The organism is Draconibacterium sp. (assembly GCF_041583095.1).
Classification (GTDB): Bacteria; Bacteroidota; Bacteroidia; order Bacteroidales; family Prolixibacteraceae; genus Draconibacterium.
The window spans coordinates 1-24,681 of the sequence record NZ_JBFHGM010000046.1; the positions used below are offsets into that span (position 1 = coordinate 1).

23 protein-coding genes, 2 tRNA genes and 1 pseudogene are annotated in these 24,681 nt (G+C 39.3%); 5 read left to right on the top strand and 21 right to left on the bottom strand.

The annotated features are described in order from the left end of the window. The 16 genes and pseudogenes from rpoB to ABZB17_RS06590 all read right to left on the bottom strand — a co-directional run. Positions 1-1,083 (bottom strand): annotated as a pseudogene (rpoB, locus tag ABZB17_RS06515) (DNA-directed RNA polymerase subunit beta); the annotation flags it as partial. A 103-nt stretch (positions 1,084-1,186) separates the two neighbouring features. After that, positions 1,187-1,564, bottom strand: a complete 378-nt coding sequence (gene rplL, locus ABZB17_RS06520) for a 50S ribosomal protein L7/L12 (protein ID WP_045026362.1) — start codon at positions 1,562-1,564, stop codon at positions 1,187-1,189. 33 nt (positions 1,565-1,597) lie between these two features. Further along, on the bottom strand, positions 1,598-2,116 hold the full coding sequence (rplJ, locus tag ABZB17_RS06525) for a 50S ribosomal protein L10 (protein ID WP_045026361.1): 519 nt from the start codon (positions 2,114-2,116) through the stop codon (positions 1,598-1,600). A 12-nt stretch (positions 2,117-2,128) separates the two neighbouring features. Continuing rightward, a complete protein-coding gene (gene rplA / locus ABZB17_RS06530; RefSeq protein ID WP_045026360.1) occupies positions 2,129-2,824 on the bottom strand; it encodes a 50S ribosomal protein L1 in 696 nt (231 codons plus the stop codon). Between the two features lie 14 nt (positions 2,825-2,838). Then, the gene (gene rplK / locus ABZB17_RS06535) at positions 2,839-3,282 is read right to left on the bottom strand and encodes a 50S ribosomal protein L11 (protein WP_045026359.1); all 444 of its coding nucleotides are present in this window, start codon (positions 3,280-3,282) and stop codon (positions 2,839-2,841) included. A 20-nt stretch (positions 3,283-3,302) separates the two neighbouring features. Continuing rightward, complete coding sequence (gene nusG / locus ABZB17_RS06540) at positions 3,303-3,851, bottom strand: transcription termination/antitermination protein NusG (RefSeq protein WP_045026358.1); 549 nt, start codon at positions 3,849-3,851, stop codon at positions 3,303-3,305. 19 nt (positions 3,852-3,870) lie between these two features. Continuing rightward, on the bottom strand, positions 3,871-4,062 hold the full coding sequence (secE, locus tag ABZB17_RS06545; RefSeq protein WP_045026357.1) for a preprotein translocase subunit SecE: 192 nt from the start codon (positions 4,060-4,062) through the stop codon (positions 3,871-3,873). Positions 4,063-4,196: 134 nt separating this feature from the next. Beyond that, positions 4,197-5,381: an elongation factor Tu gene (gene tuf, locus ABZB17_RS06550; protein WP_303920150.1), complete on the bottom strand. Its 1,185-nt coding sequence runs from the start codon at positions 5,379-5,381 to the stop codon at positions 4,197-4,199. A gap of 39 nt (positions 5,382-5,420) precedes the next feature. Beyond that, positions 5,421-5,492: transfer RNA gene (locus tag ABZB17_RS06555), tRNA-Thr, on the bottom strand. 65 nt (positions 5,493-5,557) lie between these two features. Beyond that, a tRNA-Gly gene (locus tag ABZB17_RS06560) sits at positions 5,558-5,630 on the bottom strand. A 262-nt stretch (positions 5,631-5,892) separates the two neighbouring features. Then, positions 5,893-6,195: a ribosome hibernation-promoting factor, HPF/YfiA family gene (gene hpf / locus ABZB17_RS06565; protein ID WP_045026355.1), complete on the bottom strand. Its 303-nt coding sequence runs from the start codon at positions 6,193-6,195 to the stop codon at positions 5,893-5,895. A 2-nt stretch (positions 6,196-6,197) separates the two neighbouring features. Further along, positions 6,198-7,094 carry a tyrosine-type recombinase/integrase gene (locus ABZB17_RS06570; RefSeq protein ID WP_372648754.1) on the bottom strand — a complete coding sequence of 299 codons (897 nt, stop codon included), beginning with the start codon at positions 7,092-7,094 and terminating at the stop codon, positions 6,198-6,200. 42 nt (positions 7,095-7,136) lie between these two features. Then, complete coding sequence (gene rpsU, locus ABZB17_RS06575) at positions 7,137-7,328, bottom strand: 30S ribosomal protein S21 (RefSeq protein ID WP_038556031.1); 192 nt, start codon at positions 7,326-7,328, stop codon at positions 7,137-7,139. Between the two features lie 118 nt (positions 7,329-7,446). Continuing rightward, the gene (locus tag ABZB17_RS06580; RefSeq protein ID WP_372648756.1) at positions 7,447-8,550 is read right to left on the bottom strand and encodes a helix-hairpin-helix domain-containing protein; all 1,104 of its coding nucleotides are present in this window, start codon (positions 8,548-8,550) and stop codon (positions 7,447-7,449) included. 172 nt (positions 8,551-8,722) lie between these two features. Beyond that, entirely contained in the window at positions 8,723-10,087 is a 1,365-nt protein-coding gene (locus tag ABZB17_RS06585; protein ID WP_372648758.1) for a sodium-dependent transporter, read from the bottom strand. Between the two features lie 139 nt (positions 10,088-10,226). After that, positions 10,227-12,572 (bottom strand): BamA/TamA family outer membrane protein, encoded by a 2,346-nt coding sequence (locus ABZB17_RS06590; protein ID WP_372648760.1) that lies wholly within the window; start codon positions 12,570-12,572, stop codon positions 10,227-10,229. Between the two features lie 92 nt (positions 12,573-12,664). On the opposite strand from ABZB17_RS06590, the gene ABZB17_RS06595 reads away from it, so the two are divergent. After that, complete coding sequence (locus ABZB17_RS06595) at positions 12,665-13,435, top strand: RNA methyltransferase (protein ID WP_372648762.1); 771 nt, start codon at positions 12,665-12,667, stop codon at positions 13,433-13,435. Here ABZB17_RS06595 and ABZB17_RS06600 read toward each other — a convergent pair. From ABZB17_RS06600 to ABZB17_RS06610, 3 genes are read right to left on the bottom strand one after another with little or no spacing between them, the layout of a single operon-like run. After that, positions 13,423-14,193 (bottom strand): porin family protein, encoded by a 771-nt coding sequence (locus tag ABZB17_RS06600; protein ID WP_372648764.1) that lies wholly within the window; start codon positions 14,191-14,193, stop codon positions 13,423-13,425. The genes ABZB17_RS06595 and ABZB17_RS06600 overlap by 13 nt on opposite strands. 59 nt (positions 14,194-14,252) lie before the next feature. Next, positions 14,253-14,984, bottom strand: coding sequence for a bifunctional demethylmenaquinone methyltransferase/2-methoxy-6-polyprenyl-1,4-benzoquinol methylase UbiE (gene ubiE, locus ABZB17_RS06605; RefSeq protein ID WP_372648766.1), 732 nt, complete (start codon positions 14,982-14,984; stop codon positions 14,253-14,255). Further along, positions 14,984-16,024, bottom strand: coding sequence for an AIR synthase-related protein (locus ABZB17_RS06610; protein ID WP_372648768.1), 1,041 nt, complete (start codon positions 16,022-16,024; stop codon positions 14,984-14,986). Before ABZB17_RS06610 ends, ubiE begins: the two co-directional genes overlap by 1 nt. A gap of 244 nt (positions 16,025-16,268) precedes the next feature. On the opposite strand from ABZB17_RS06610, the gene ABZB17_RS06615 reads away from it, so the two are divergent. The 3 genes from ABZB17_RS06615 to ABZB17_RS06625 are packed head-to-tail and all read left to right on the top strand — an operon-like array spanning position 16,269 to position 18,750. Further along, entirely contained in the window at positions 16,269-16,979 is a 711-nt protein-coding gene (locus ABZB17_RS06615; protein WP_372648770.1) for a glycosyltransferase, read from the top strand. Continuing rightward, positions 16,980-18,041, top strand: a complete 1,062-nt coding sequence (locus ABZB17_RS06620; protein ID WP_372648772.1) for a sensor histidine kinase — start codon at positions 16,980-16,982, stop codon at positions 18,039-18,041. Then, positions 18,031-18,750 carry a LytR/AlgR family response regulator transcription factor gene (locus ABZB17_RS06625; protein ID WP_372648774.1) on the top strand — a complete coding sequence of 240 codons (720 nt, stop codon included), beginning with the start codon at positions 18,031-18,033 and terminating at the stop codon, positions 18,748-18,750. The genes ABZB17_RS06620 and ABZB17_RS06625 overlap by 11 nt, the downstream gene beginning before the upstream one ends. On the opposite strand, the gene ABZB17_RS06630 is transcribed toward ABZB17_RS06625, so the two are convergent. Further along, entirely contained in the window at positions 18,747-19,490 is a 744-nt protein-coding gene (locus ABZB17_RS06630) for a nitroreductase family protein (RefSeq protein ID WP_372648776.1), read from the bottom strand. The two genes, ABZB17_RS06625 and ABZB17_RS06630, sit on opposite strands and share 4 nt — an antisense overlap. A gap of 97 nt (positions 19,491-19,587) precedes the next feature. Continuing rightward, entirely contained in the window at positions 19,588-22,854 is a 3,267-nt protein-coding gene (locus ABZB17_RS06635) for a T9SS type A sorting domain-containing protein (RefSeq protein WP_372648778.1), read from the bottom strand. 1,016 nt (positions 22,855-23,870) lie between these two features. On the opposite strand from ABZB17_RS06635, the gene gap reads away from it, so the two are divergent. Further along, positions 23,871-24,681 (top strand): type I glyceraldehyde-3-phosphate dehydrogenase (gene gap, locus ABZB17_RS06640; protein ID WP_372648780.1); only part of this gene is annotated, 811 nt, incomplete at its 3' end.

Genomic DNA, 24,681 nt, shown 5'->3' on the forward strand with positions numbered 1-24,681 from the left:
AACTTCTCCAAGGTCGTATCTCTTATCCGAGAAGAACAGTTTATCAATAACGTCGCGTGCAGTAGCTTCATCGGGCGGTTCTGCGTTACGCAACTGACGGTAGATGTGAAGAACGGCTTCCTTTTCCGAGTTACATGGATCTTTTTGAAGCGTGTTGTAAATAATAGCAAAGTCTTGCTGGTTTTGATCTTCTTTGTGTAACAGAATGGTTTTTACACCCGATTCAAGAATTTCTTCAATGTGATCTTCTTCAATTTCTGTTTCACGATCAATAATTACTTCGTTACGCTCGATCGATACAACTTCACCGGTATCTTCATCAACAAAGTCTTCTACCCACGATTTTAATACACGGGCTGCCAGTCTTCTACCGATTACTTTCTTTAAACCTGACTTTGAAACTTTTACTTCGTCAGCCAGATCGAATATTTCAAGAACATCTTTATCGCTTTCGTAGCCAATTGCACGCAATAAAGTGGTTACAGGTAATTTCTTTTTCCTGTCAATGTACGCAAACATCACGCTGTTGATGTCGGTAGCAAATTCAATCCACGATCCTTTGAAAGGAATAATACGTGCAGAATATAATTTTGTACCGTTGGCATGTAAACTTTGACCAAAGAATACACCCGGAGACCTGTGCAGCTGAGAAACAATAACACGTTCGGCACCATTGATAATGAAGGTACCTCTGTTGGTCATGTATGGCACAGTCCCTAAATATACGTCCTGAACCACGGTATCGAAATCTTCGTGTTCCGGATCGGTACAATAAAGTTTCAGTTTTGCTTTTAGCGGCACGCTAAAAGTTAAACCACGTTCAATACACTCGTCTATTGAGTATCGAGGAGGATCGACCTGGTAGTCGATAAATTCCAACACGAAGTTATTTCGAGTATCCGAAATTGGAAAATTTTCTTCAAAAACTCTGTATAAACCCTCGACTTTCCTTTTGTCAGGCGTGGTTTTTAACTGAAAAAAATCTTTAAATGATTTAACTTGTACTTCTAAGAAGTCAGGGTAATCAAACCTGGTTTGTGTTGAGGAAAAATTAATCCTCTCTTTTTTTGCTTGTACTGACATGCATTTATACAGGTTAATTATATAAAATATAAATACACAAAAAGGTTTAGAACCCAACTTACGTAGGGTTCTAAACCGTATTACCTATAAATAGGCATTTTGCTTATTTTACTTCAACTTCAGCTCCAGCTTCTTCTAACTGTGCTTTTAAAGCTTCAGCTTCGTCTTTCGAAACTTTTTCTTTAAGCGCTTTTGGAGCTTCATCTACAACTGCTTTGGCTTCTTTCAGACCAAGGCCAGTTAGTTCTTTAACGAGTTTAACAACTGCAAGTTTCGATGCACCAGCAGCTTTTAAGATCACGTCAAATTCAGTTTGTTCAGCAGCAGCCTCTTCGCCACCACCTGCAGCTGGTCCTGCAACTGCTACTGCAGCAGCAGCTGGTTCGATACCATATTCGTCTTTTAGAATACCAGCTAATTCGTTAACCTCTTTAACAGTCAAGTTTACTAACTCTTCTGCAAGCTGTTTTAAATCTGCCATTTTTATTTCTTTTTAAATATTATTTCAAAAAAATTATTCTTTTTCCTTCAGTGTATCAAGAACACCGTGAATTATATTACCACCCGACTGCAACTGTCCGAGAACAGTTTTCATTGGTGATTGTAACAGAGCAACAACATCAGCAATAAGTTCGTTTTTAGATTTAACGGCTATTAATGCCTCCAATTGGTCAGCACCCATGTAAATCGATTCTTCAACATAAGCTGCCTTTAAAACAGGCTTTTTATGCTTTTTAGCGAAGTCTTTAATCAATTTAGCCGGTGTATTACCGTTTGAAGAAAACATTACTGTGGTGTTTCCCTTAAGCGCATCAAAAATCTCTTCAGCCTCTTTATTAGAGTTCTCAAGAGCCTTTCGTAGTAGAGTATTCTTAACAACAACCAGTTTTACATCTTGGCTGAAACATAGTCTCCTTAAATCACTGGTATTTTCAGCATTTAAGCCGGCAATGTCGGTCAGGTAAAAATGGTCGTATGAATCGATCTGTTCTTGTAACTGATTAATAATAACTTGTTTCTCTGAACTCTTCATAATTCCTCATTTTTATTCTGCAAACGACTTAGCTTCTACTTGAATACCAGGGCTCATGGTACTTGATAAATAGATACTCTTAATGTAGGTTCCTTTTGCAGCAACAGGTTTTAATTTGTTGATCATGTTAATAAATTCAACGGCATTTTCTTTAATCTTAGCAGGAGAGAATGAAACTTTCCCGATTGAAGTATGAACAATACCAAATTTATCAACTTTAAAATCAATCTTACCCTGTTTTACTTCGGAGATAGCTTTTCCAACTTCCATTGTTACTGTACCACTCTTTGGGTTTGGCATTAAGCCACGAGGACCTAAAATACGTCCTAACTGCCCAACTTTTCCCATTACAGGAGGCATGGTAATAATAACATCTACATCGGTCCAACCACCTTTTATTTTCTCAACGTACTCGTCAAGTCCTACATAGTCGGCTCCGGCATCTTTGGCTTCCTGCTCTTTGTCAGGAGTAACCATTGCCAAAACACGTACCTCTTTACCTGTTCCATGGGGTAACGAAACTACGCCCCTAACCATCTGGTTAGCTTTTCTAGGATCAACTCCAAGCTTTACATCGATATCAACTGATGCATCAAATTTGGTAAATGTAATTTCTTTCACCAGCTCTGCTGCTTCATCGATAGAGTAAACTTTTCCTTTTTCGAGTTTATCCAAAGACGCTTTTTGATTTTTCGTAATTCTGCCCATCGTAAAAGATATTTTTAGTTATTGAATGGTGAAGCACCTTTTACAGTGATTCCCATACTTCTGGCAGTTCCAGCTACCATTTTCATCGCTGATTCTACTGTAAAGCAGTTCAGGTCAGCCATTTTGCCTTCGGCAATTGTCTTTACCTGATCCCAGGTTACCGCACCCACTTTTTTAATGTGAGGCTCTGGTGAACCACTTTTCAGTTTCGCAGCTTCTAATAATTGAACAGCCACAGGAGGTTGTTTGATTATGAAGTCAAAAGACTTGTCTGCATAAACAGTAATAATAACAGGAAGTACTTTTCCTGCCTGGTCTTGTGTACGACCATTAAACTGTTTGCAGAACTGCATAATGTTTACCCCTTTGGCACCCAATGCTGGTCCCACCGGTGGTGAAGGATTAGCTGCACCACCTTTGATCTGTAATTTAATTAATCCAGCAACTTCTTTCGCCATAACAATAAATTAAAGCGTTACTATTCCTTTTCGACTTGCATAAAGCTAAGTTCCAAAGGAGTTTTACGTCCAAAAATCTTCACCATCACCTGCAGCTTCTTCTTCTCCTCATTGATTTCTTCAATGGTTCCGTTAAAGCCGTTGAATGGTCCGTCGATTACTTTTACAGTTTCTCCTACCACATATGGGATATTGATTTCTTCGTCGGTTTCTGCCAATTCATCAACCCGACCCAAAATCCTGTTTACTTCGCTTTGCCGCATCGGCACCGGATCTCCACCTTTGGTGTCGCCTAAAAACCCGATTACGTTAGGAAAATTCCTTAGTGTGTGTGTAACTTCACCCACTAAAGCAGCTTCGATTAAAACATACCCCGGAAAAAAGTTTCGCTCCTTACTGATTTTTTTACCATTTCGGATCTGATAAACTTTTTCGGTTGGTATTAGAACCTGATCTACATACCCTTTGAGGTCTCCTACCGCGATTTCGTTCTCGATATATTCTTTAACCTTCTTCTCTTTGCCGCCAATAGCACGCAGAACATACCATTTTTTACTATTTTCGCTCATAAAGCCTTAAGGGTTTTGATTAATAAAATAATCCATAAATAAAATCCATTATGTTTCTGAAAGACAGATCCATAACGAAAATAACTAATGATATTATAAAGGAAGCAATCATTACTACCAAGGCGCTACTTTGTAGCTCTTTCCAAGTTGGCCATGTAACCTTATGTACCAGTTCATCATAGGCCTCTTGTATATATACTTTTAGTTTCATTTAGTATAACTTGTTTTGCTCGGAAGGTAAGGTTCGAACTTACTGTTTATCCAACCACTCCCACTATTGAGTTTCAACCGAAATTAATCCCGGGCCGTAACCCGGGATTAAATCTATTTCTTTATATCTTAATATTAAAGAATTTCAGTTATCTGACCAGCACCTACTGTACGACCACCTTCGCGGATTGCGAAACGCAGACCTAAGTTCAATGCTACCGGATAAATCAAATCTACTTCAATAGTTACGTTATCACCAGGCATAACCATTTCGCGACCTTCTTCTAAGTGAATCTCGCCAGTTACGTCAAGCGTACGCAAGTAGAATTGAGGACGATATTTGTTATGGAATGGAGTGTGACGACCACCTTCTTCTTTTTTCAATACGTAAACCTCAGCTTTAAATTTGTTGTGAGGAGTGATTGAACCAGGTTTTGCCAAAATCTGTCCACGTTTGATTTCTTTCTTGTCAACACCACGCAACAACAAACCTACGTTGTCACCAGCCTGACCTTCGTCCAAAATCTTACGGAACATCTCAACACCAGTACAAACAGTCTTACGACCTTCAGCACCTAAACCGATCAACTGCATTTCATCACCTGTGTGAATAATACCTGTTTCGATACGACCAGTTGCTACAGTACCACGACCTGTGATTGAGAATACGTCCTCAACAGGCATCAGGAATGGTTTTTCAACATCACGTGGAGGAAGTGGAATCCAAGTATCACAAGCATCCATCAACTCAAGAATTTTTTCTTCCCACTCTGGCTCTCCGTTCAATCCACCAAGTGCAGATCCCATAATAACAGGAGTGTTGTCGCCGTCGAATTCGTAGAAATCAAGAAGTTCACGAACTTCCATTTCAACCAATTCTAACAACTCTTCGTCGTCAACCATATCCACTTTATTAAGGAATACAACCAAACGAGGAACGTTTACCTGACGTGCAAGAAGAATGTGCTCGCGAGTCTGTGGCATAGGACCATCAGTAGCAGCAACAACGATAATAGCACCGTCCATCTGGGCAGCACCAGTCACCATGTTCTTTACGTAGTCGGCGTGACCCGGACAGTCAACGTGTGCGTAGTGACGAGTTGCTGTTTCGTACTCAACGTGAGCAGTGTTAATTGTAATACCCCTTTCTTTTTCCTCAGGAGCGTTATCAATTTGATCAAATGCTTTTACTTCGCAAAAGCCTTTTTTTGCTAAAACAGTAGTAATAGCAGCAGTTAAGGTAGTTTTACCATGGTCAACGTGGCCGATAGTACCAATGTTCACATGGTCCTTGTCCCTGTTAAAATGTTCTTTAGCCATAATTGCAAAATTTTAATTTATTATCTTTTAAATCATCTGAGCCGAAGACGAGAATTGAACTCGTGACCTCATCCTTACCAAGGATGCGCTCTACCCCTGAGCTACTCCGGCCTTAAACACACAAAGAGACGGGAATTTAGAACAACTCCTTGTCCAAAATTCCAATCTCTGTTCTGAGCGGGAAACGGGACTCAAACCCGCGACCCTTAGCTTGGAAGGCTAATGCTCTATCAACTGAGCTATTCCCGCTTATAGTCTACTGGCAAAAAAATGCCGTGCAAAATTACAACTTTTTTCCAAACAACCGAATATTTTTCACTACTCGTGTGCTTTTTTTTCAATTTTTCTCATTTTTCCTTTTGCAAAGCGAAATTCAAAAAACCATTTCAAAAGCTTCAATTCTCTGCAAAGCACTCTATTTTCAGCTGTCTTCAGAACGCCCCTAAAAAGGGTGTGCAAATGTAAAAATATTATTTTAAAAAACTAAAATTTAAGCTTTAATTTTTAAATATTATTTACTCTTCAATTTTTCCTTGTATTTAACAAGCTGTTTCTTAATAGCATCGATAGCTAAATCTGTCGCTTCTTCAAATGTATCTGCCTGCTTTTTTGCAAAAAGATTCTCCTTTGAAGGAATGGAAATTTTTAACTCAGAAACTTTATTGTTTGCTGCCTCGGGCTTTGCAACCTTAAGGATTACCTCAGCCTTTAATATCCCATCAAAAAAAGTATCCAGTTTGTTTACTTTTTTGTTCACGAATTCCACCAACTTCTGGTCGGCGTTAAAATGCACTGAATTAATTTTTACTTCCATAATCAATCGTTTTTACCACCACGGGGGTGGGCCTGTTTATAACTCTGTTGCAGCTTCTCGAATGTGGTATGAGTATACACCTGAGTTGCCGCCAAATTTGCATGCCCCAGCAATTCTTTTACTGCATTAAGATCGGCACCATTATTCAATAAATGTGTTGCGTAAGTATGCCTCAAAACATGCGGACTCTTTTTCTCAAGAGACGTTACCCTGGCTAAATTATTTTTGACAACACGGTAAACCAGTTTTTCGTAAATCTGCTTTCCTTTTTCCGTTACAAATAAATAGCCACTATTGTTTACGATTTCGTTGTTTCTAACATCTACGTAATCGTTATACAATTGGTTAATTTCTCTTGGATATGGAATAATCCTTTCTTTATTACGTTTCCCCAGCACTTTTATTAAATATTCGGCAGTGTTAAAATCCCGGTCTTTCAGGTTAATTAACTCTGCCAAACGAATGCCGGTTCCGTAAAATAACGAAATGATTAATTTATCTCTCCTCCCTCTGAATCCATTATCAAACAAATCATCGTCCAATAAATGGTTCAGATTATTCTCCTCAACAAAATGTGGCAGTTTCTTCCTTATTTTCGGAAGCGGAACATTTATAGCCGGATTAACATCAACAACCTGCTCGCGAAGCAAAAAGTTATAGAACGACTTTACGGCCGTCATCATTCTGCTTACCGAACTCGGATTATAATCGTGTTCCATTAAGTCTACCACCCAAGAACGCAGTAGTTTGAGATCAACATCTTTAACAACAAAATCCCCGACCATTTTTGTGCAAAATTCCACAAACCGATCGAGGTCTTTTTCATATGCTTTCACCGTATGAGGAGAGTATCTCTTCTCATACTTCAAAAAATTGATAAACGATTCCTGATAACTCATTGGCCATCTAAACTAATAATTCAGGAATCACCAAAGAAAACTTTAGTCTTCCTGTTGCTGCAAACCTTGTACGTATGCTGCCTTTTTCAATTCTTCCCTTCTTCTTACAGAAGGCTTGGTGAACTTCTGACGATCACGTAACTCTTTGATAACGCCAGTTTTCTCGAATTTTCTCTTGAACCTTTTTAAAGCTCTTTCAATATTTTCGCCTTCTTTTACCGGAATAATAATCATATCTTTCGGATTTACATTTTTTAAAAATTGAGGCGCAAATTTAGAAATATTTCATAGTATTTCAAATTTAAAGCAAAAAAATAATATTTCCTATCGAGAAAAAATAGTTTTCACTTTTTTAACGACAGGTAACATAAGGCCTTATTTTATCAATAAACTCAGCGTCAACAGATTCAAGAGCCTCCAGATCCGACAACTTTTTTATGGGTCCGTTTTTATCCTTTTCATTAAGTATTGCGTTTACATTCGACTTATCAAAATATGGGTGCCTGATCAATTCTGAAAATTCAGCGTAGTTTATCCGAATGGGTTTAATGGCAGTTGTATCAACAGTAACGGCAGGTTTTACTGTGGCAAAAAGTTCTTCCGAAAATCCATAAACTTCCATTAACTGATTTACATTACAAAAGCCACCAAGTAAATCGCGGTACTTTATTATACGAGACGCATAAACTGAACCAATTCCATTTAGCTTAATAAGATCGGAAGTATCGGCACTATTTAGTTCAACAATATACAATTCGTTTGAGAAGTCTCCTGGCGGCTCCATAACAGCCTCTATTTTCAGATAAGGGGAAATGTTTGCCAAAGCAGTCGAATCAAGTCCATAGATCTTTAAAAGGTCCTCTGGCTGACGATAACTTCCGCCACTGTTTCGATACGACACAATATTACTGGCCTGATAGGAACTAAAACCAAACTTTTGCAATTCCTCTTTACTTGCCGTATTCGGATCAAAAAATCCTGCTGGCTTTTCCGGCTCTGGCCTGCTGATCTTTTTGGTTTGCGCTTTTGCTATAGCTTCGGGTAAGTCCAGAAATGGTTCAAGATGCCGATACACCGAATCACTCATTCCGTAAAGTTTCAGTAAATCAGTTTTCGATTTAAAACTTCCGCCGGCAGCACGATACTTTACAATGTTTCGTTTTATCGGGTCGGGCATGTCCAACGAATCGAGGGCACTTTCTGTAATGGTATTCGGATTAAAATGGAAAAGAGTTAATGACGCGCTATTTTTATTTGTCTGCCAGGCCGCTTTCCATTGCGCCTGAATTTCGGCAAATTGTTCCGGCGTATAATAAGGTTTAGGAGCTATTCTTTTTAGATAAGCATTGGCGCCCAGCAACAGCAAAATCAATACGGATAATACAATGACACCTACCCGGTCGCCTCTGGTATAAGAAAGAAATCCATTTTTTATTTTGAGCCAGGCTTTTCTCATTGCATCCGGGCTAAATAGTTTAAAGAGATTGACGTTTTGCTAAGTTACAATATCGAAATTAAGTTAGCAAAAAATACAATCGTAGCTTTCTGCTTCCACATACAAAAAGAAACGGAATAAAAGGGTTGTACCATTCACAGTTGAAAGCCCAAGCGGGGTGCCTCCCTGATAATTAGAATTTCAACAGCCCGAAATTATTTAGCATTACGATGGCAATGGCAATAGGAGCAATAAATTTCACCAGGAACATAAAAATTGACAGAAGAGCACCGGAAAGTGTTCCGCCCTGTGCCACTTCTTCCTTAACTTTCTTACGTCCTAAATACCAACCCACAAATAATGCAATAAACATTCCGCCAACCGGCAGGAACAAGTTAGCTGAAATCCAGTCCATTAAATCGAAAATATTCAATCCCATAAATGTATAGGGCGATAATACGCCCATAGACAACGAGCATAGAACACCCAAAATTGATATAAGAACTGTTGCCAAAACGGTTGATGCTTTTCGGCCCATGTTAAACTCTTCTTTAAAATAGGCCACCACAACTTCGAGAATTGAAATTGACGAGGTTAATGCCGCTACAGAAAGAAGTACAAAAAACAGGATTGAAAAAACATAGCCTCCCGGCATTTGGTGAAATACATTAGGCAGTGTGACGAAAATAAGCCCCGGTCCCTGGCTTGGCTCGATGCCAAAGGCAAACACCGCCGGAAAAATTGCGATCCCTGCCATTAAGGCAATTACCGTATCGGCAACGGTTACATTTATTACAGTATTTACCAGGTTATTATCTTTCTGAATATACGAACCGTATGTAATAAGCGTACCCATTCCCAAACTAAGCGTAAAAAAGGCATGCCCTAATGCACTTAAAATACCATCGGCCGTAAGCTTTGAAAAATCGGGTTTAAATAAAAAGTTCAGGCCGGCTTTGGCTCCTTCAAGCGATACCGATTTTACACACAAAAACACCAAAATAATCACCAACAGCGGCATTAAAATCTTTGTGTACTTCTCAATTCCTTTTTGAATACCCACAATTACAATTCCGGCACTCAAAACCATAAATATTAGCTGAAATATTACCGGCTTAACAGGCGACTCAATAAGTGTGGTAAATAACAATCCTATCTCATCCGGGCTCTTGGCCGAGAATCCATTCTTCAGCGAAAGAACAATATATTCGATGCTCCAGCCGGCTACAACACCGTAAAAGGACAAAATCAGAAATGCTGCCCCTACCCCCAAAATACCAATATAACGCCATGGAGTCCCCGGAGCAAGAACTTTAAATGCTCCAAAAGCATTTTTCCTTGAGCTCCGACCTATAATCAACTCCGACAACATAACGGGCAAACCAATAGCCAGAATAAAAGCAAGGTAAACAAAAAGGAAAGCTGCACCGCCATAAACTCCGGCGATGTATGGAAATTTCCAAATATTACCTAAACCAACTGCCGAACCGGCGGCGGCTGCTATAACACCAAATTTTGAACTAAAAGAATCGCGGTTACCCGAAGGAAGATTTGACATAAAAACTAATATTTTGAGAGCCTTACCCTCTTTTAACTAACAATATGAAAAAATTTAAGCCCCAAAAATGCAAAAAAATAATTCATAACAAGCACGCCAAATAAAAAAACGGGTAAGAATTACTTTTAAAAAGAAAGATTTAAAATGGGTAACCAATGGCAAACGAAAAAGTAAAGTCGCTTCCTTTATAACCCCGGTTGCCAATAATCCATCTTTCTCCCTGAGGTGCTGCAGGATCGCGCAGTTTCATACCAATATCCGTACGGAGAATAAAATACGATAAATCGAAACGGAAACCGGTTCCGGTACCAACAGCAAACTGCCGGTAAAACTTATCTAATTTGAAAACGGCACCTTCGCGGTTATCATTACTGTTCATTGCCCAAATGTTTCCGGCATCTAAAAACAGGGCGCCTTCCAGCGATCCTAACAAACGAAAGCGGTATTCGATATTGGCCTCCAGTTTAATATCCGACGATTGATTGGGATATGCATTTTCATCTTCCGGAGTATAAGTACCCGGCCCCAGCGAACGAACCTGCCATGCCCTGATACCGTTTGCTCCGCCGGCAAAATACTGCTTTTCAAAGGGTAAAAAAGGAGAGTTTCCGTAAGGCAGCCCGACACCGCCAAACAACCGCCCCACAACGTAGTTATATCGGTCAATCTGAAATGCCTTCCTTAATTCAAGATCGGCTTTAATGTATTGGGCAAAACGAATATTGAAAACTTTGTAATAGTCAGAAATTTCATTCGTAACGGAGTCTTGTTCAAAGGTAAGATCACGGTTGGCAAGCTCAGAAATTGCCCAAAGTAAATTTCCCGACGACTCGACATTCAGTCTGGCGTACGTATAATTTTTATTTGATGAAAGCCGCTGATTGTTAAAAATCAACGAGTAGTTCATGGCAAATATAAGGTGGTCGGTAAAACTACTTTTAATGTACAAATCCTCAATGGAATTGATAAATCTGGGATCAAATTCATACAAACGAACTACGTTCATATCGAGAAAATTCCAAAGATGTTGATAGTTTTGAGAAGTTTTCCAGTCGTAACCAATCTTAAAGTTGGTAATAGTTCGGGTGTATTCGGGCCGGCGCTGGAAGTTATAACCTACATTAAAAACGGTTTTGGGCAAATACTTTCCAAAACTTTTTATGTATTTACCCGGCCCCAGTAATTTCGGCACCATCAGGCTCGATTCAATACCAAATTCGCGCGTGTTAAAAGCTTCTGTTCCATCCGATACTCTTCGGTGAAGCCTCTCGGTTGCCCCTTTTAACCGAACCTGAAAGACCTCGGCACCTTTAAACAGGTTTCGGTGCTGGTAATAAATATTTCCGGCCACACCCAAATTCCCCGACGTGTTGGTCCCCTCTATATCAAACGAAGTGGATTGTTTATTTAAAGGTGCAAGGCGAATTTTACAATCGAGCAAATTGGTATCCTGTTCAGGGTAAGCTTCTTCAAACTGAATATCGACAAACCGGAACTGGCGTAATCGGTTCAGCGCATTAAACGTATTTTCAACCTCGGTAATATTATACAGGTCGCCGCTTTGCATTTGGTTTGTGCGAATAAAAAGCCCGGGTGGATACGAAACCTTTTCGTTAGCATAAAGTATTGAGTTGTCCCAAAACAGCGTATCGGAGAAATTAAATTCTTGTTTACGGTTTGATGTTACGGGTGTATTCCCGGGCATCACCGAATAGTAAAAGTTGTTCAGGTAATACGGTTTTAACAATCTTGTACTGTCGACCTGGCTCGCCTGGGGTTCGCCAATAAAAAGATCGAGAATTACCTGTTTGTTGTACAATGTTGAATCGGCAAGATAACGTACCTGGTTGTTCGAAAAATAATAATACCCGTTGTTTTGGTATAAACTAACGATTCGTTTCTGCTGTTTTTCCAGTTCGTAAATATCGAATGCGGTGCCGGGCCTCATTTGGTATTTCGCCGAGTCGTTATAAAATATCTTTTGTAACTCGGGCGTTTCGAAGTGGTAATTTACCCGTCGTATTTTATACTGATCGCCGGCCTCAACCGAAAATTTCAGTTTTGCCTTACGCTTTTTTTCATTGAACTGTACTTCCTCAGTAACATTTGCCTGGTAATAGCCACGTTGCCCCATGTACCCTTCCAGCTGTTCGACCGAACGTTCGGCCATAGCTCTATCGTACAGCTGCGGGGCTTCTCCAATTCGTTTTAGCCAATCGTCGGTCTTTTTCTTCGACGACATATTGTACAGCAACAGATAGAATTTAATAAAACCGAGGATCTTGTAATTCTCCTTTTGTCGTAGAACAGATTTGGCTTCTTCACGGCTCACATCCTGGTTATCAATTTCGAGTTCCACCTTTTGTAACAAATACTCTTGCTCAGGAACAAAACGAGTTTGAGAACACGATGCAAGCAGCATTGCTGATAAAACTAATATCCACTTGAAGCTTCCTATTTTTTGCCTGTAATACTTCGCTGCCAAATCCTACAACTTTTATTGATCAAAAATAACCCTGTGTTTTATAGAAACAGTAACTTTACCACAAATATTTTATGAATTCAGTTCAAAAATAAATGATTGGTAAAAGTACAACAAAACTTATTAATTCGCTGGCTTTAAAAAAATACCGTACAAAAGAAAACTGCTTTCTTATTGAAGGGGATAAAATGGTGAAAGAAGCGCTGGATTCAGATTTAAGAATTAAGCTGTTAATCGTTACCGATCAGTTCACAAGTCGTTTCTCAATTTCGCAAACCGATGCGGAAAGAATTATCGAAACGGTCGCCAACGAACTAAAAAAGGTAAGCCTGCTGCAACATCCGCAAAACAGTTTGGCTATTTGTGAAATTCCGGAGAAGGCGGATTTCCCCAAATCTCTGCCCGAAGGCTTATCCATATATCTCGACGGCGTTCAGGACCCTGGCAATATGGGCACCATTGTACGAATTTGCGATTGGTACGGTATTCAGCATGTTTTCTGCTCGCCCGATTCGGTTGATTTGTATAATCCGAAAGTAATTCAGGCCAGCATGGGCTCTTTCAGCCGGATTAAACTGCATGAATGTGATTTTGAAGAACTGAGGGTGCTGGCGAAAAATGCCGAAGCACCCGTGTTTGGTGCATTTATGAATGGCGAAAATATTTACCAGCAGCAACTGCCAAAACAGGCCATACTGGTTATGGGCAACGAAGGAAACGGAATAAGACCTGCAGTTGAAAAACGAATAACGAACAAATTGAGCATCCCTAATTTTTCGGAGAATGAAACAAAAGCGGAATCATTAAATGTATCGGTTGCAACAGCCATACTTTGCTCCGAATTTAAACGTGCCTATTCAAAGTGAAAGGATAGGGTAAAAATCTTCGATCGCAAATCTTTTATCGATTGCGCGTAATACAAACGTTGTGTTGGTTCCGGAAGATCGCCCAGCTGATTGTTTAATCCAAAGCTAAATTTGGCTTCCACCGAAAACCTGAAAAATGCAAAATAATGATCCCAGCCACCACCAACTTCGGCATAAAAACCACCGCTCTTTAACTTAATCAAATCTTCTTGCGCGGTTCGTGAAATATCTTGACGATAGGCCCCTCCAAAAACAACATAAGGCCGGTCGTTATTGATCCGTCGGGCTTTGTATTTTATCAATAACGGAAAATCAAGGAAAGTTGAGCGAATCGTGTAAAAAGAAAGATCTTCATCGTAAGAATTAATATCTTTTACCGGCATATTAAAAGTTAACTGCCGTTCGCCAAACGATAAGCCCGGCAGAAAACGCAGGTTGAAATCTTTTGTAAGCCGAAGACTTGTTACAATTCCAACGGTAAAGCCGGGAATTAAGGTAGCCACATCCGAACGGATCTTTGTATCATTTCCATTTTCAAGATCAACTAAATAATCAGGATTAGAATAAAGATCGAACTCCGTATTTTCACCGATTGGATTATAATTCACCACATTAAAATCGAGGGTGTTCATCCCTATAGTAAAACCAAAATGAAAAAGTTTATCATCAAAAGTTGTCAGGTAGTTAATTTTTTGCTTTTGCCCAAAAACACTACAAGCTGCAATAAGGAATATGATTGAGATTAAAACTTTTTTCACCTTTTTAGTATTGCTTTTATGAAAAACAAAAAAACAATTAATTTATTGTTTGCTTTGTTTTAATTGTTGGGTTTATGTGCCATATAAATTGATGCAATTCCAAAAGTTTGTCGATAACATTCATTCTGAACAAAACCAACATCGGCTAAAATAGTTAAAAATCTGTCACCATCGGGGAATTCATTTACCGATTCGGGCAAATAGGTATAGGCCCTGCTGTCTTTCGATACCATTCGGCCAATTAAGGGCAAAATGCGCATGAAATAAAACATGTAAATCTGTTTGAATGGGAAACTCACCGGTTTCGAGAATTCTAGAACAAAAAATACACCTCCGGGTTTTAATACACGTTTGATTTCGGAAAGCCCTTTTTCAAGATTCTCGAAATTTCGAACGCCAAAACCAACAATGGCGGCATCAAAAGCTCCATTGCCGAAAGGCAGGTTTTCCGAATCGGCTTTTTGAAAGCTGATTTTGTCTTCCAGTTTTTTTGCCTTTATTTTTTCCCGTCCAACATTCAGCATTCCTTCTGAAATGTCGATACCGGTAACTTTTACATCGCCCAGTTTTAATGCGGCAACAGCAAAATCGCCGGTACCCGTTGCAATATCCAGAATATTTTCGGGCTGATATGGTCGTAGTTTATTAATGGTTTTTCTGCGCCATATTTTATCAATATTCAACGATAGTACATGGTTCAGAAAATCATAACGGTGAGAGATATTATCGAACATCTCCTCTACCTGACCTTTCTTGGATTGTTTTGATTGCTTGTAAGGAAGAGCTGCCATTAAGATCCAACCGTCATTTTATCGATGTAACCCAGCGACTTATCGTCGATTCTTATCTCTCCTTTGGTAACATGCCCTAAAGTAAAGAACGGCACATTAATTTCCGACATTGCATCAACGAACTCATCCTCTTTGTCAGGATTTACACCAACGATTAAACGCCCCATTGATTCGCCAAAAAGGAATGCATCGTTTCTGGTTTCTGCATCTGGTGTGATATCAAATCCCAGTTCGTTTGGGATGGCAGCGCGTAATAAGGTAAAGAAAAGTCCTCCTTTGCCAACCGGGCTGGCACTTTCTATCAGCTTTTTACCGATTAAGGTTTTTATTGCTTTTTGTACAGCAATTTCGTCCTCGATATTAAACGCAGGTAGAGGTGACTCAGAAATACCGTGGTAAAACTCGAGATATTCCGATGAGTTGATGTCGTCGAGCGAACGGCCAATTACAAATATGTGGTTACCTTTCTTTTTAAAGCTATGGGTTATTAAATTTTCGCCTTCGGGCACCTGTGCCATAATACTGATGATAATAGTTGGAGGCACCGGACCGTGTTCCGAGAAATGGTCAAAGCGAATTTTCCGATCAGATATTTTAAGCCCGAACTTGGCCGCGGCATTTTCAAGGCCCTTTTTAGCCCCTGAAGCTATGAACTGACCGTTCGGATCGGCAAAATCGATGTGATACAAAAATGCACTAACGGCAAAAGGCTGAGCGCCAAAACACAACATTTTACGTGTAGCACGCGAGATTAAAATCTCTGTTGCTTTCTGCGGATCGCTTTCCAAATGGTGATGAAAAGCATGTGTACTCATTGCCATTCGGGTACCATTACCTTCCAACTCGAAGATTCCTATTTCATCGGTTTCGCTTTCACCAATTGATTCGGGCGAAATGCCCTGATCGCTAAAATCATTAAAATAGTTAATGGTTGATAAGTTTGGATTAACCATTAAGGAATATACTATCTCCTCCAGGTTCTCCGGTTCAGGAATCATATCGATCGAGAACTCTTTTTCAGTCTGAACAGCATTACTCATACAGCATTTCTTTTCTTGTTAACCTTAAGCAAAGGTAATTAAGTAGCCGATTCTACCATAGATTTTAAAGCATTTTTTAACGCTTGGTGTCGTTGGCAAACAACCGATTTAGAATATTTGATACATAAGTTTAAATAACCCGACAATGGTTGAACGTTTTCGCACTCGCCTACTTTTCAAAAGCAATGTTCTGTTACCTAAAGGACAATAATTTAATTAACTTTGCAGTTCAATTTCAATACCAATGTCAGAAGCTATAGTAATTACTCCGGTTAAAGATTCGTTGCACACGACTCAACGCACCATAAAAGCAATAATGGAAGCCGGTGGCAATTTTTCGTATTATGTATTTAACGATTTTAGTCAACCCGAAACAAAACAGTATCTTGATTCGGCGGCTAAAGAACTTGGATTTACGGTAGTTCACCTTGAAGACATTACCGATACGCCGTCGCCAAACTACAAGATCGTACTGCAAAAAGCCCAGCAACTCGCTCTCGAGGCAGGAGTTCCTTTGCTGATAATTGAATCGGACGTGGTGGTTAAAAAAGATACCATCCAAGCGTTACTCGACATAATGAAAGCAGAGCAAAAACCGGGCTTAGTTGGCGCCATAACCGTTGATGAAAATGGTGATTATAATTTCCCCTATAATTTCGAAAAAACGAAAAGCGACGATGTTGTTGACACTTCGCATAGTTTAAGTTTTTGCTGTACACTTATTTCGGTTCCTTTTCTTGAAAAATTTGATTTTAAGGAGTTAGCAAAAGATAAAGACTGGTTCGATGTTTTTATTAGCCGTCAATCGAAAAAAATTGGCTTTACCAATTACCTGGCAAAAGGTGTAAGAGTTTTGCACCTGCCCCACTCAAGCAGGCCCTGGAAAAATCTAAAATATAAAAACCCGGTGCTTTATTATTTAAAAAAGATATTTTTAAAGCGCGACAGAATTTAAATGCGAAAACACCTGCTAAATAAACGTAACAAGATTTTCGGGCACATTCTTTTTTGGATGGCCAGCGTTGTGTTTTTGTGTTTCCTGTTTTTCATCTACAGTCGCGAGTTTAATTTAACATCCGTTGCAAAATCAGTGGTTATAAACGCCGGTTTTGCAGTGGCTGTTTATCTTAACCTCAATTTTCTGATCCCCCGGTTCCTGATTCGGAAACAATACATTTATTACATTTTTTGGTTGGTGGTTCTGCTTTCGTTCAGCAGTTTGTTTGTTCAGTTCCTGATTGTTTATCCTTTACGGCAATTCCTCGAAGTATCGGAACGATTGCAATCGTTAAGCACCGAAACCCATTCGGCTTTCTTTTTTGCCACACTTTTTTATATCGGGATAACCACATTTTTAAAGCTGTTTAAAGATTGGTTGTCGTTACAGGATTTAAACTACAAACTGGCCAAAACCGAAAAAGGCAAACTTGAAGCCGAGCTAAAATCGTTGAAAGGGCAGCTAAATCCGCACTTTCTTTTTAATTCGCTTAACAACATTTACTCTTTGGCGCTTATTAACTCTGAAAAAGTTCCGGACCTAATTTTGCGTCTGTCCGACCTTATGCGACACATTATTTACGAATCGAAGGATAACTTTATTAGTTTGCGAAAGGAGATTGAGTTTGTGGATAATTTCATAGCACTTCAGCGAATCAGAGTAGCAGAAAATACCGCTATTAATTACGAGAAACCGCAGATTACGAGCTCTTCGTACATTGCGCCTTTACTTTTCGAACCTTTCATTGATAATGCCTTTAAACACGGCCTGCCCGGCACCGAAAATGATTATATCAACATCTCCTTTAGTACAAACGAAGACTGGCTAAACTTTGATCTTGAGAACAATTTTGCGGAGCCGGAGAATTTCGACTCAAAAAATTCCGGCATTGGAATTGCAAACGTTAAACAACGCCTTAAACACCTTTACCACACCAACGAATATCAGCTCGATATAAACCAAGAAGAATCTACCTATTCTGTTCATTTAAGACTAAAACTTAAAGACCATGGCAATTAAAGCATTAATAATCGACGATGAACCCCTGGCCCAGAATGTTATCAAACAATATGCGCTAAAAATTCCTTCGCTTGACATTGTTGGGGCATGCAACGACGCTATTTGTGCCCAGGAATTTTTGCTAAAAAACGAGGTGGATCTTCTGTTTCTTGACATTAATATGCCAAAACTTTCGGGCATTTCTTTCCTTAAAAATCTGAATAAAAATGTATTGGTAATTTTTACAACAGCCTATTCGGAATATGCCCTCGAAGGTTACGAACTTAATGCTTTGGACTATCTGAAAAAGCCATTCTCTTTTGAACGCTTTTTTAAAGCTTTTGTAAAAGCCGAAGAAATGTATTGGCTAAAAAACAAAGCCGAAAGTACATCAGAAAATGACACAACTACAGACTTTCTGTTCATTAAATCGAACAAGAAGACGATTAAAATAAAATTTACTGATATACTTTACATCGAAGGTTTAGGCGATTACATAAAAATACATGTTAGTGATAACAAATTTGTTACCAACCTGTCGATGAAAAAGATCCATTCGCTTCTGCCTCAGGACCAATTTTATCGTACACATAAATCATTTATTGTTTCGGTAGACAAAATTGAATCGCTTGAAGGCAACCTGGTTTCTATTAACGGCGAAAAGCTTCCCATCGGCAACAGTTACCGACAGGACTTCTTTGCCTATATTAATAAGTTTACTGCCGATTAATCAGCTAAAAATCCCTGAGCTTTTATTGTTTCCAACATCTTTACGGAGAAGAATTCATTATCCGCTTTTTTGTAACGCACATCGGTAAACACCTGCGCTAATGTTTGTTTACCATTCTCGGCCACAAAAGCTTTCGACGACTCTAAACTTTCTTTAACAGCATATAGTTTGTTGATTCTCTCCTTGTCATAATCCTGGTAAACTTCGTCGTGAATAATACCTTCCACGGGAATCCTATCTGTTAATTCCGGTGTCTCTTCAGGATAACCGATAGCTACAGTCGTAACAGGAAACGTTAGTTTTGGTAAACCAAGTACCTCGATGTGTTCTTTTGCATTGTAAGCTGTTGTACCCAGATAGCAAATTCCCAGGCCATTATTTTCGGCAGCTATACACACATTTTGAGCGGCCAGCGAAGTATCGATTACCGCATTGGTAAAAGAGATTAAATTGTTGTAGCCCGGCTGGGCTTCGTTATACTGGCACCATTTCGAAAAACGATTAAAATCGGCCACAAAAGTGAGGAGTACCGGAGCATTTTTGGCAACAGGCTGATTAAAATGTAATGGAAGTAGTTTTTGCTTCCTTTCAGCATCTTTAGTTACCATTACACTGTACAGCTGCATATTTCCCGTTGTAGAGGCTCTTGTACCTGAGTAAATGATACTTTTCAATAAATCAGGATCAATTACTTTATCCGAAAATTTCCTGATGGACACGTGCTTATTTAATAACTCCATATAGCCTGTTGTTTTTTTTGAATTAAGAGATCACAAAAGTATTGAAAATAAAAAAAGGGAAGCTAAAAGCTTCCCTTTTTAATCAATCAGTATGGTATTATCTTTTTATTAATCGAACTGACTTAACAATTTCGCCGTCGGCAGTCAATGTGATAATATAAACGCCGGCGTTCAGATTTCCGGTAGGTATTTCATAATCCGGATATTCAATATCCAGTACACGCTGGCCAGCGATGTTTGAAATAACTACACGATCAAGTTCTGCAGCCTTGTCAATTCTAATGTACTCATTAAATGGGTTAGGATAAATCTTAAAGTCAGCAACTTTAAAATCAGGTTCAGCTCCTAACGGATACTCGTCACCTGTTGTGAACGACCAGTCTCCTGTAACTCCATCCCAGGCCATTCCGTCGCCCATAACAATACCGCTATCTACCGAAACGGTATAAGTAGTGTTAATTACCAATGCTCCAAGTACCAAATAATCGTAGTCAATTGTAATTGTATTTCCATCAACCATATCAGCTGTAATTGGTATTACCAGCGTAGCTTCAGTTGAATCTACTGCTGTTACAGTTAAGAATCCACTTACTGATTCGTTAAATGTTATCGGAACTTCATCAGTAAATACAATGGTGAAGACCGCATGGTTTGTTTCGATTGTAACGCCATTCGGACTTACTGAGTCAAGAACAGGCATTGCTCTTTCTCTGGCGTCAAGTGTTACAACTACTTCTTCGATACATCCTGCCTCAATGTCATTATACAAATTGTGGCTTGTTTCGCCTTCAACTTCAGCTACCAGGGCGGTATCAATTGTTCCGTATACAAACTGTGTTGTATCGCCAACGTAAACACTTATCAGTGTATCCATGCTAATTGGGTAAGCCAACTCCAGTGTTGTATCGTTCATACAACCATGTGCATCCGTTACAATAATGTCGTGTGTTCCTCCGCCTAAGCTCAATTCTGTTCCGCTTGTTACTTCTCCGTTAACCATAAAAGAGTAAGGAGCAACACCTCCGGCAGCAGCAACAGTTATACCTGTGGTACAGCCATCAACATCGCCTTCAGTAACTGTTAATTCAAGTGCTGTTACCATGTCGAATTTCATGGTCTCAACGTCAGCTTCACAGCCTTTATCATCAACCACAGTAAACTGATACATAATATCATTTCCGTCTGAACTATAGGCAAACTTCTGGTCTAATTTTATTGGCTCGTTAAACCAAGCTGATGTATCGGTATAATCACCTGCTTCGGTTTCAATTTTTTGCCAAAGCACCTGGTACATTCTACCTTCTTCAAAAGCTACTTCAACCCATGCTGAAGCCATTGTATCATCAGAACAAGTAACGTCGGTTAGTTCAAATTCAATCGGAGGAACAGGATCGATTGTTATAACATTTGATGTATCGGTACAACCATTGTTGTCCATCACCACAACAAAGTATTCGTTATCAATGGCAACCAAAAATGAATTTGAATTCTGATAATCCGTTTTTAGCACATTATTCTGCCAAAGCTGATACATAAATGTCTCGGTACCACCACTAACAGATGTTTCGATATAACCAATATTGTCGCCCGGACAGGTAAATTCACCTTCTCCTTTATCAAGAGATGCCGTTAGCACGTCAGGTTCGGTAATAGTAACGGTATCGCGACCGATACATCCACTTTCGTGTGTTACAACGATATAATATGTACCAACCCCCAGGTTTTCAACGGTGTTTGTTTCTGCTTCATCAATTGTAACCGTATACACCGGATTTGCAAGTACAACTCCATCTTTATAAACTGTTACATCATCGGCATCTACGGTAATGCTTCCGGTTAAATCGCCTTTACAAGCTGGCTCATCGGCCACAGTCCCTTCAACTACTACTTCAATTTCCGGTTTTTGTATTTCTACAGTCCATGCTGCTACAGGATTTCCCAAATCATCTTCTTCCCCGCCGATTACACATTCGTTGATATCCATAGCCCAAACAATATAGGTTCCTGCTTCGGGAACCGAAAATATACTATCAGTTTGCCACTCGGCACTTGTTGCATCCGGCACGTTAATATAAGCTGGTAATTGAGATAATGCAGCAAAGTATTTATAAGATCCGGCACCGCCTGAAGCCTGTACCGAGAACTCGCCATTTTCAACACACGATATATCTTGTATGTGCGTAGAGCTTAACATTAAAACAGTTGGCTCATCCACCACTAAATCGTTAATTACAAAAACACAACCTACGGCATCTTCAATTTGCACACTGTATGTGCCGGCCACCAAGCCGGTAAAAGTGTTATCGCCGGCGGTATCAAAAGCCATATCGGCAGTATCCGGACCCGACAAATATAAATGGTAAGGTGCTAAACCTCCGGCTACATTGCTAACCATAATTTCGCCATTTGCCTCGCCGTTACATACAACGTTTTTAGCTACAACAGCCATACCTGTAATCGCTTCAGGAGCGGTTACTTCAACTGTATCAAATCCTTCGCATGAATTTTGGCCTCCCCAGTGTTCAACAACTTTTATGTTGTATGTTCCGTTAGCCACATCAGAATAGGTAACTGAAGGCCCGCTAATACCGGCACTCCACATTACATCGTTTACATATACATCATAAACAACCGAATAGCCTTCAACAACATGACCGCCTGAAATTGTAACGGTTAACGCTCCATCCGGATTGCAAACGCTGTTTACATTAACAACCGAGGTTGTTACTGATACAGGCGCTGGTTCGCCAATAATAAACGTTTGAACACCGGAAATACAACCCAAGACATCGCGAACTGTAATCTCATATTCTCCGGCCACCGTAACAACAATATCTTTATAGTCGGAACCTATTGGAAAATCCCTCCAGTTGTTGTTATTTACTTTAAACTGATATGGTCCTGTTCCTCCTGAAGCCCAGATCTCTATCAGACCGTCACTTGCACCATAGCACGAAATATCTTTAAAAGTTTGATTACTGATAACCACCGCGTCACCTGGTGCAGCTCCAGCAACATCAATATTTGCTGTTTCCGCCCAGCAACCTTCAGTATCAGTAGCAATTACTTTATAAGTTCCGTAAGGAAGACCGGAATATACCGTATCAGCTACACCAACATAAGGAGTAACGTCTACCCAAGTTGCTTCTTCCCATACTTGTAAAGTATAAGTATATACTCCAGTACCTCCTTTAGCAGAGAATACTGTAATTTCTCCGGTGCTTTCTCCTCCACAGGCGATATCTGTTACAGCTGCTGCAGCATCAGTAATAGTGACGTCACACTGAGCCTTTAGCTCCGTAACAAAGCCCACCATTAAGAAAAGTAACACCAAACTAAAAATTCTTGTAAACATTTTTCTCATAGAACTTCTTTTAAATTGAACTTAAGCGATCGGTAGATTTTTATATCTCTAGTTTTAATTATTCCAGCCTGTAAAATTTATTCTCATTTTCGCTGTGATCCTTGCTATATGAATAAATTTCCGTCAATGTACAAAATATAACTTGCAAAAAAGACATTCTCCGGCACTATGTTTTCAACACGACTAAACCAAATTTCAGGCTTAGTCGTTAATATCCTGCTATTTTTTGGGTTAAATTACCCTCCAAATTCTGCATATACCTACAATTTTAAGCTTATTTTTTTAAATTCATATAATAAAAAACCTATTTATTCGCTTATAAGTAATGAAACCAGTTTTCGCAATGCAAAGAATCGACCATAAATATACCATAAACCACTATTTTTCAAGACATTTCATTACAGAAAAATCCAATTTATCTTTCAAAATGAAGGTTATTGCCAAAGCATTATTAACCGGCTTACTCCTGTTCTTTCTGATGCTATTTATTGGCTCGTGCAAAACATGCAAATGCCCTGCTTACAGTTACCAACAATTACCGCAAACAGGAATTACCGCACCTTCAAATTCATAACTTCACTTTACTACGTTTTATTTGCCATTTAGCTGTAAAATAGTTCCTTTTTATGATTCATCAATTTTATATGTTAACAAAGTAACGCAAAACTGTTTGACCAAAGAATCCCCTGCTTTTTAGCCAATATATATTTATCTGCCAAAATTTTTGGGCAATCTCCTTCCAGTTTATCATATTGACAACCTGCTCTTTAATCAATTTTCAAACCTGCGAGAATGCCATATTCACAATGTTCCTTTAAAATAGGGCGAAAAATGCCACTTAATCCATGCAAAACACTTTAAGTAAATATTAAGGTTCGGACGAAAAAAAAAACAGCGCTTGACTCAATAAATAATTTGTACTTACTTTGTGGGGCTATAAAAAAACAGGCAGTTAAAACCTGAAAGCGAAATAATTACAATAAATTTCTTTTAAATAAATTTAAACTTTCTCAACTATGATTAAAATAGGTATTAACGGATTCGGTAGAATCGGACGTTTTGTATTCCGTCAGGCAGTTGCCAAAGGAACTGTACAAGTAGTTGCTATCAACGACCTTATCGACGTTGACTACATGGCTTACATGTTGAAATATGATTCAACTCACGGTCGTTTCGACGGTACTGTTGAAGTAAAAGACGGTGCTTTGGTTGTTAACGGAAACGTTGTTCGCGTTACTGCTGAGCGTAATCCTGCTGACATTAACTGGGGTGCTGTTGGTGCTGAGTACGTTGTTGAATCAACTGGTCTTTTCTTAACTAAAGAATCAGCTCAGGGTCACATCGACGCAGGTGCTAAAAAAGTTGTAATGTCTGCTCCATCAAAAGACGACACTCCAATGTTCGTTATGGGCGTAAACAACAAATCATACAGCAATGATATGACTTTTGTTTCTAACGCATCTTGTACTACTAACTGCTTGGCTCCTATCGCTAAAGTATTGAACGACAACTTCGGTATTGTTGACGGTTTGATGACTACAGTTCACGCTACTACTGCAACTCAGAAAACAGTTGACGGTCCTTCAGCAAAAGACTGGAGAGGTGGACGTGGTGCTGGTCAAAACATCATCCCGTCATCTACTGGTGCTGCTAAAGCTGTAGGTAAAGTAATTCCTGAATTGAACGGAAAACTTACAGGTATGGCTTTCCGTGTTCCAACTCCTGACGTATCAGTTGTTGACCTTACTGTAAACTTAGCTAAAGGTGCTTCATACGCTGAAATTTGTGCAGCAATGAAAGCAGCTTCAGAAGGCGAATTGAAAGGTA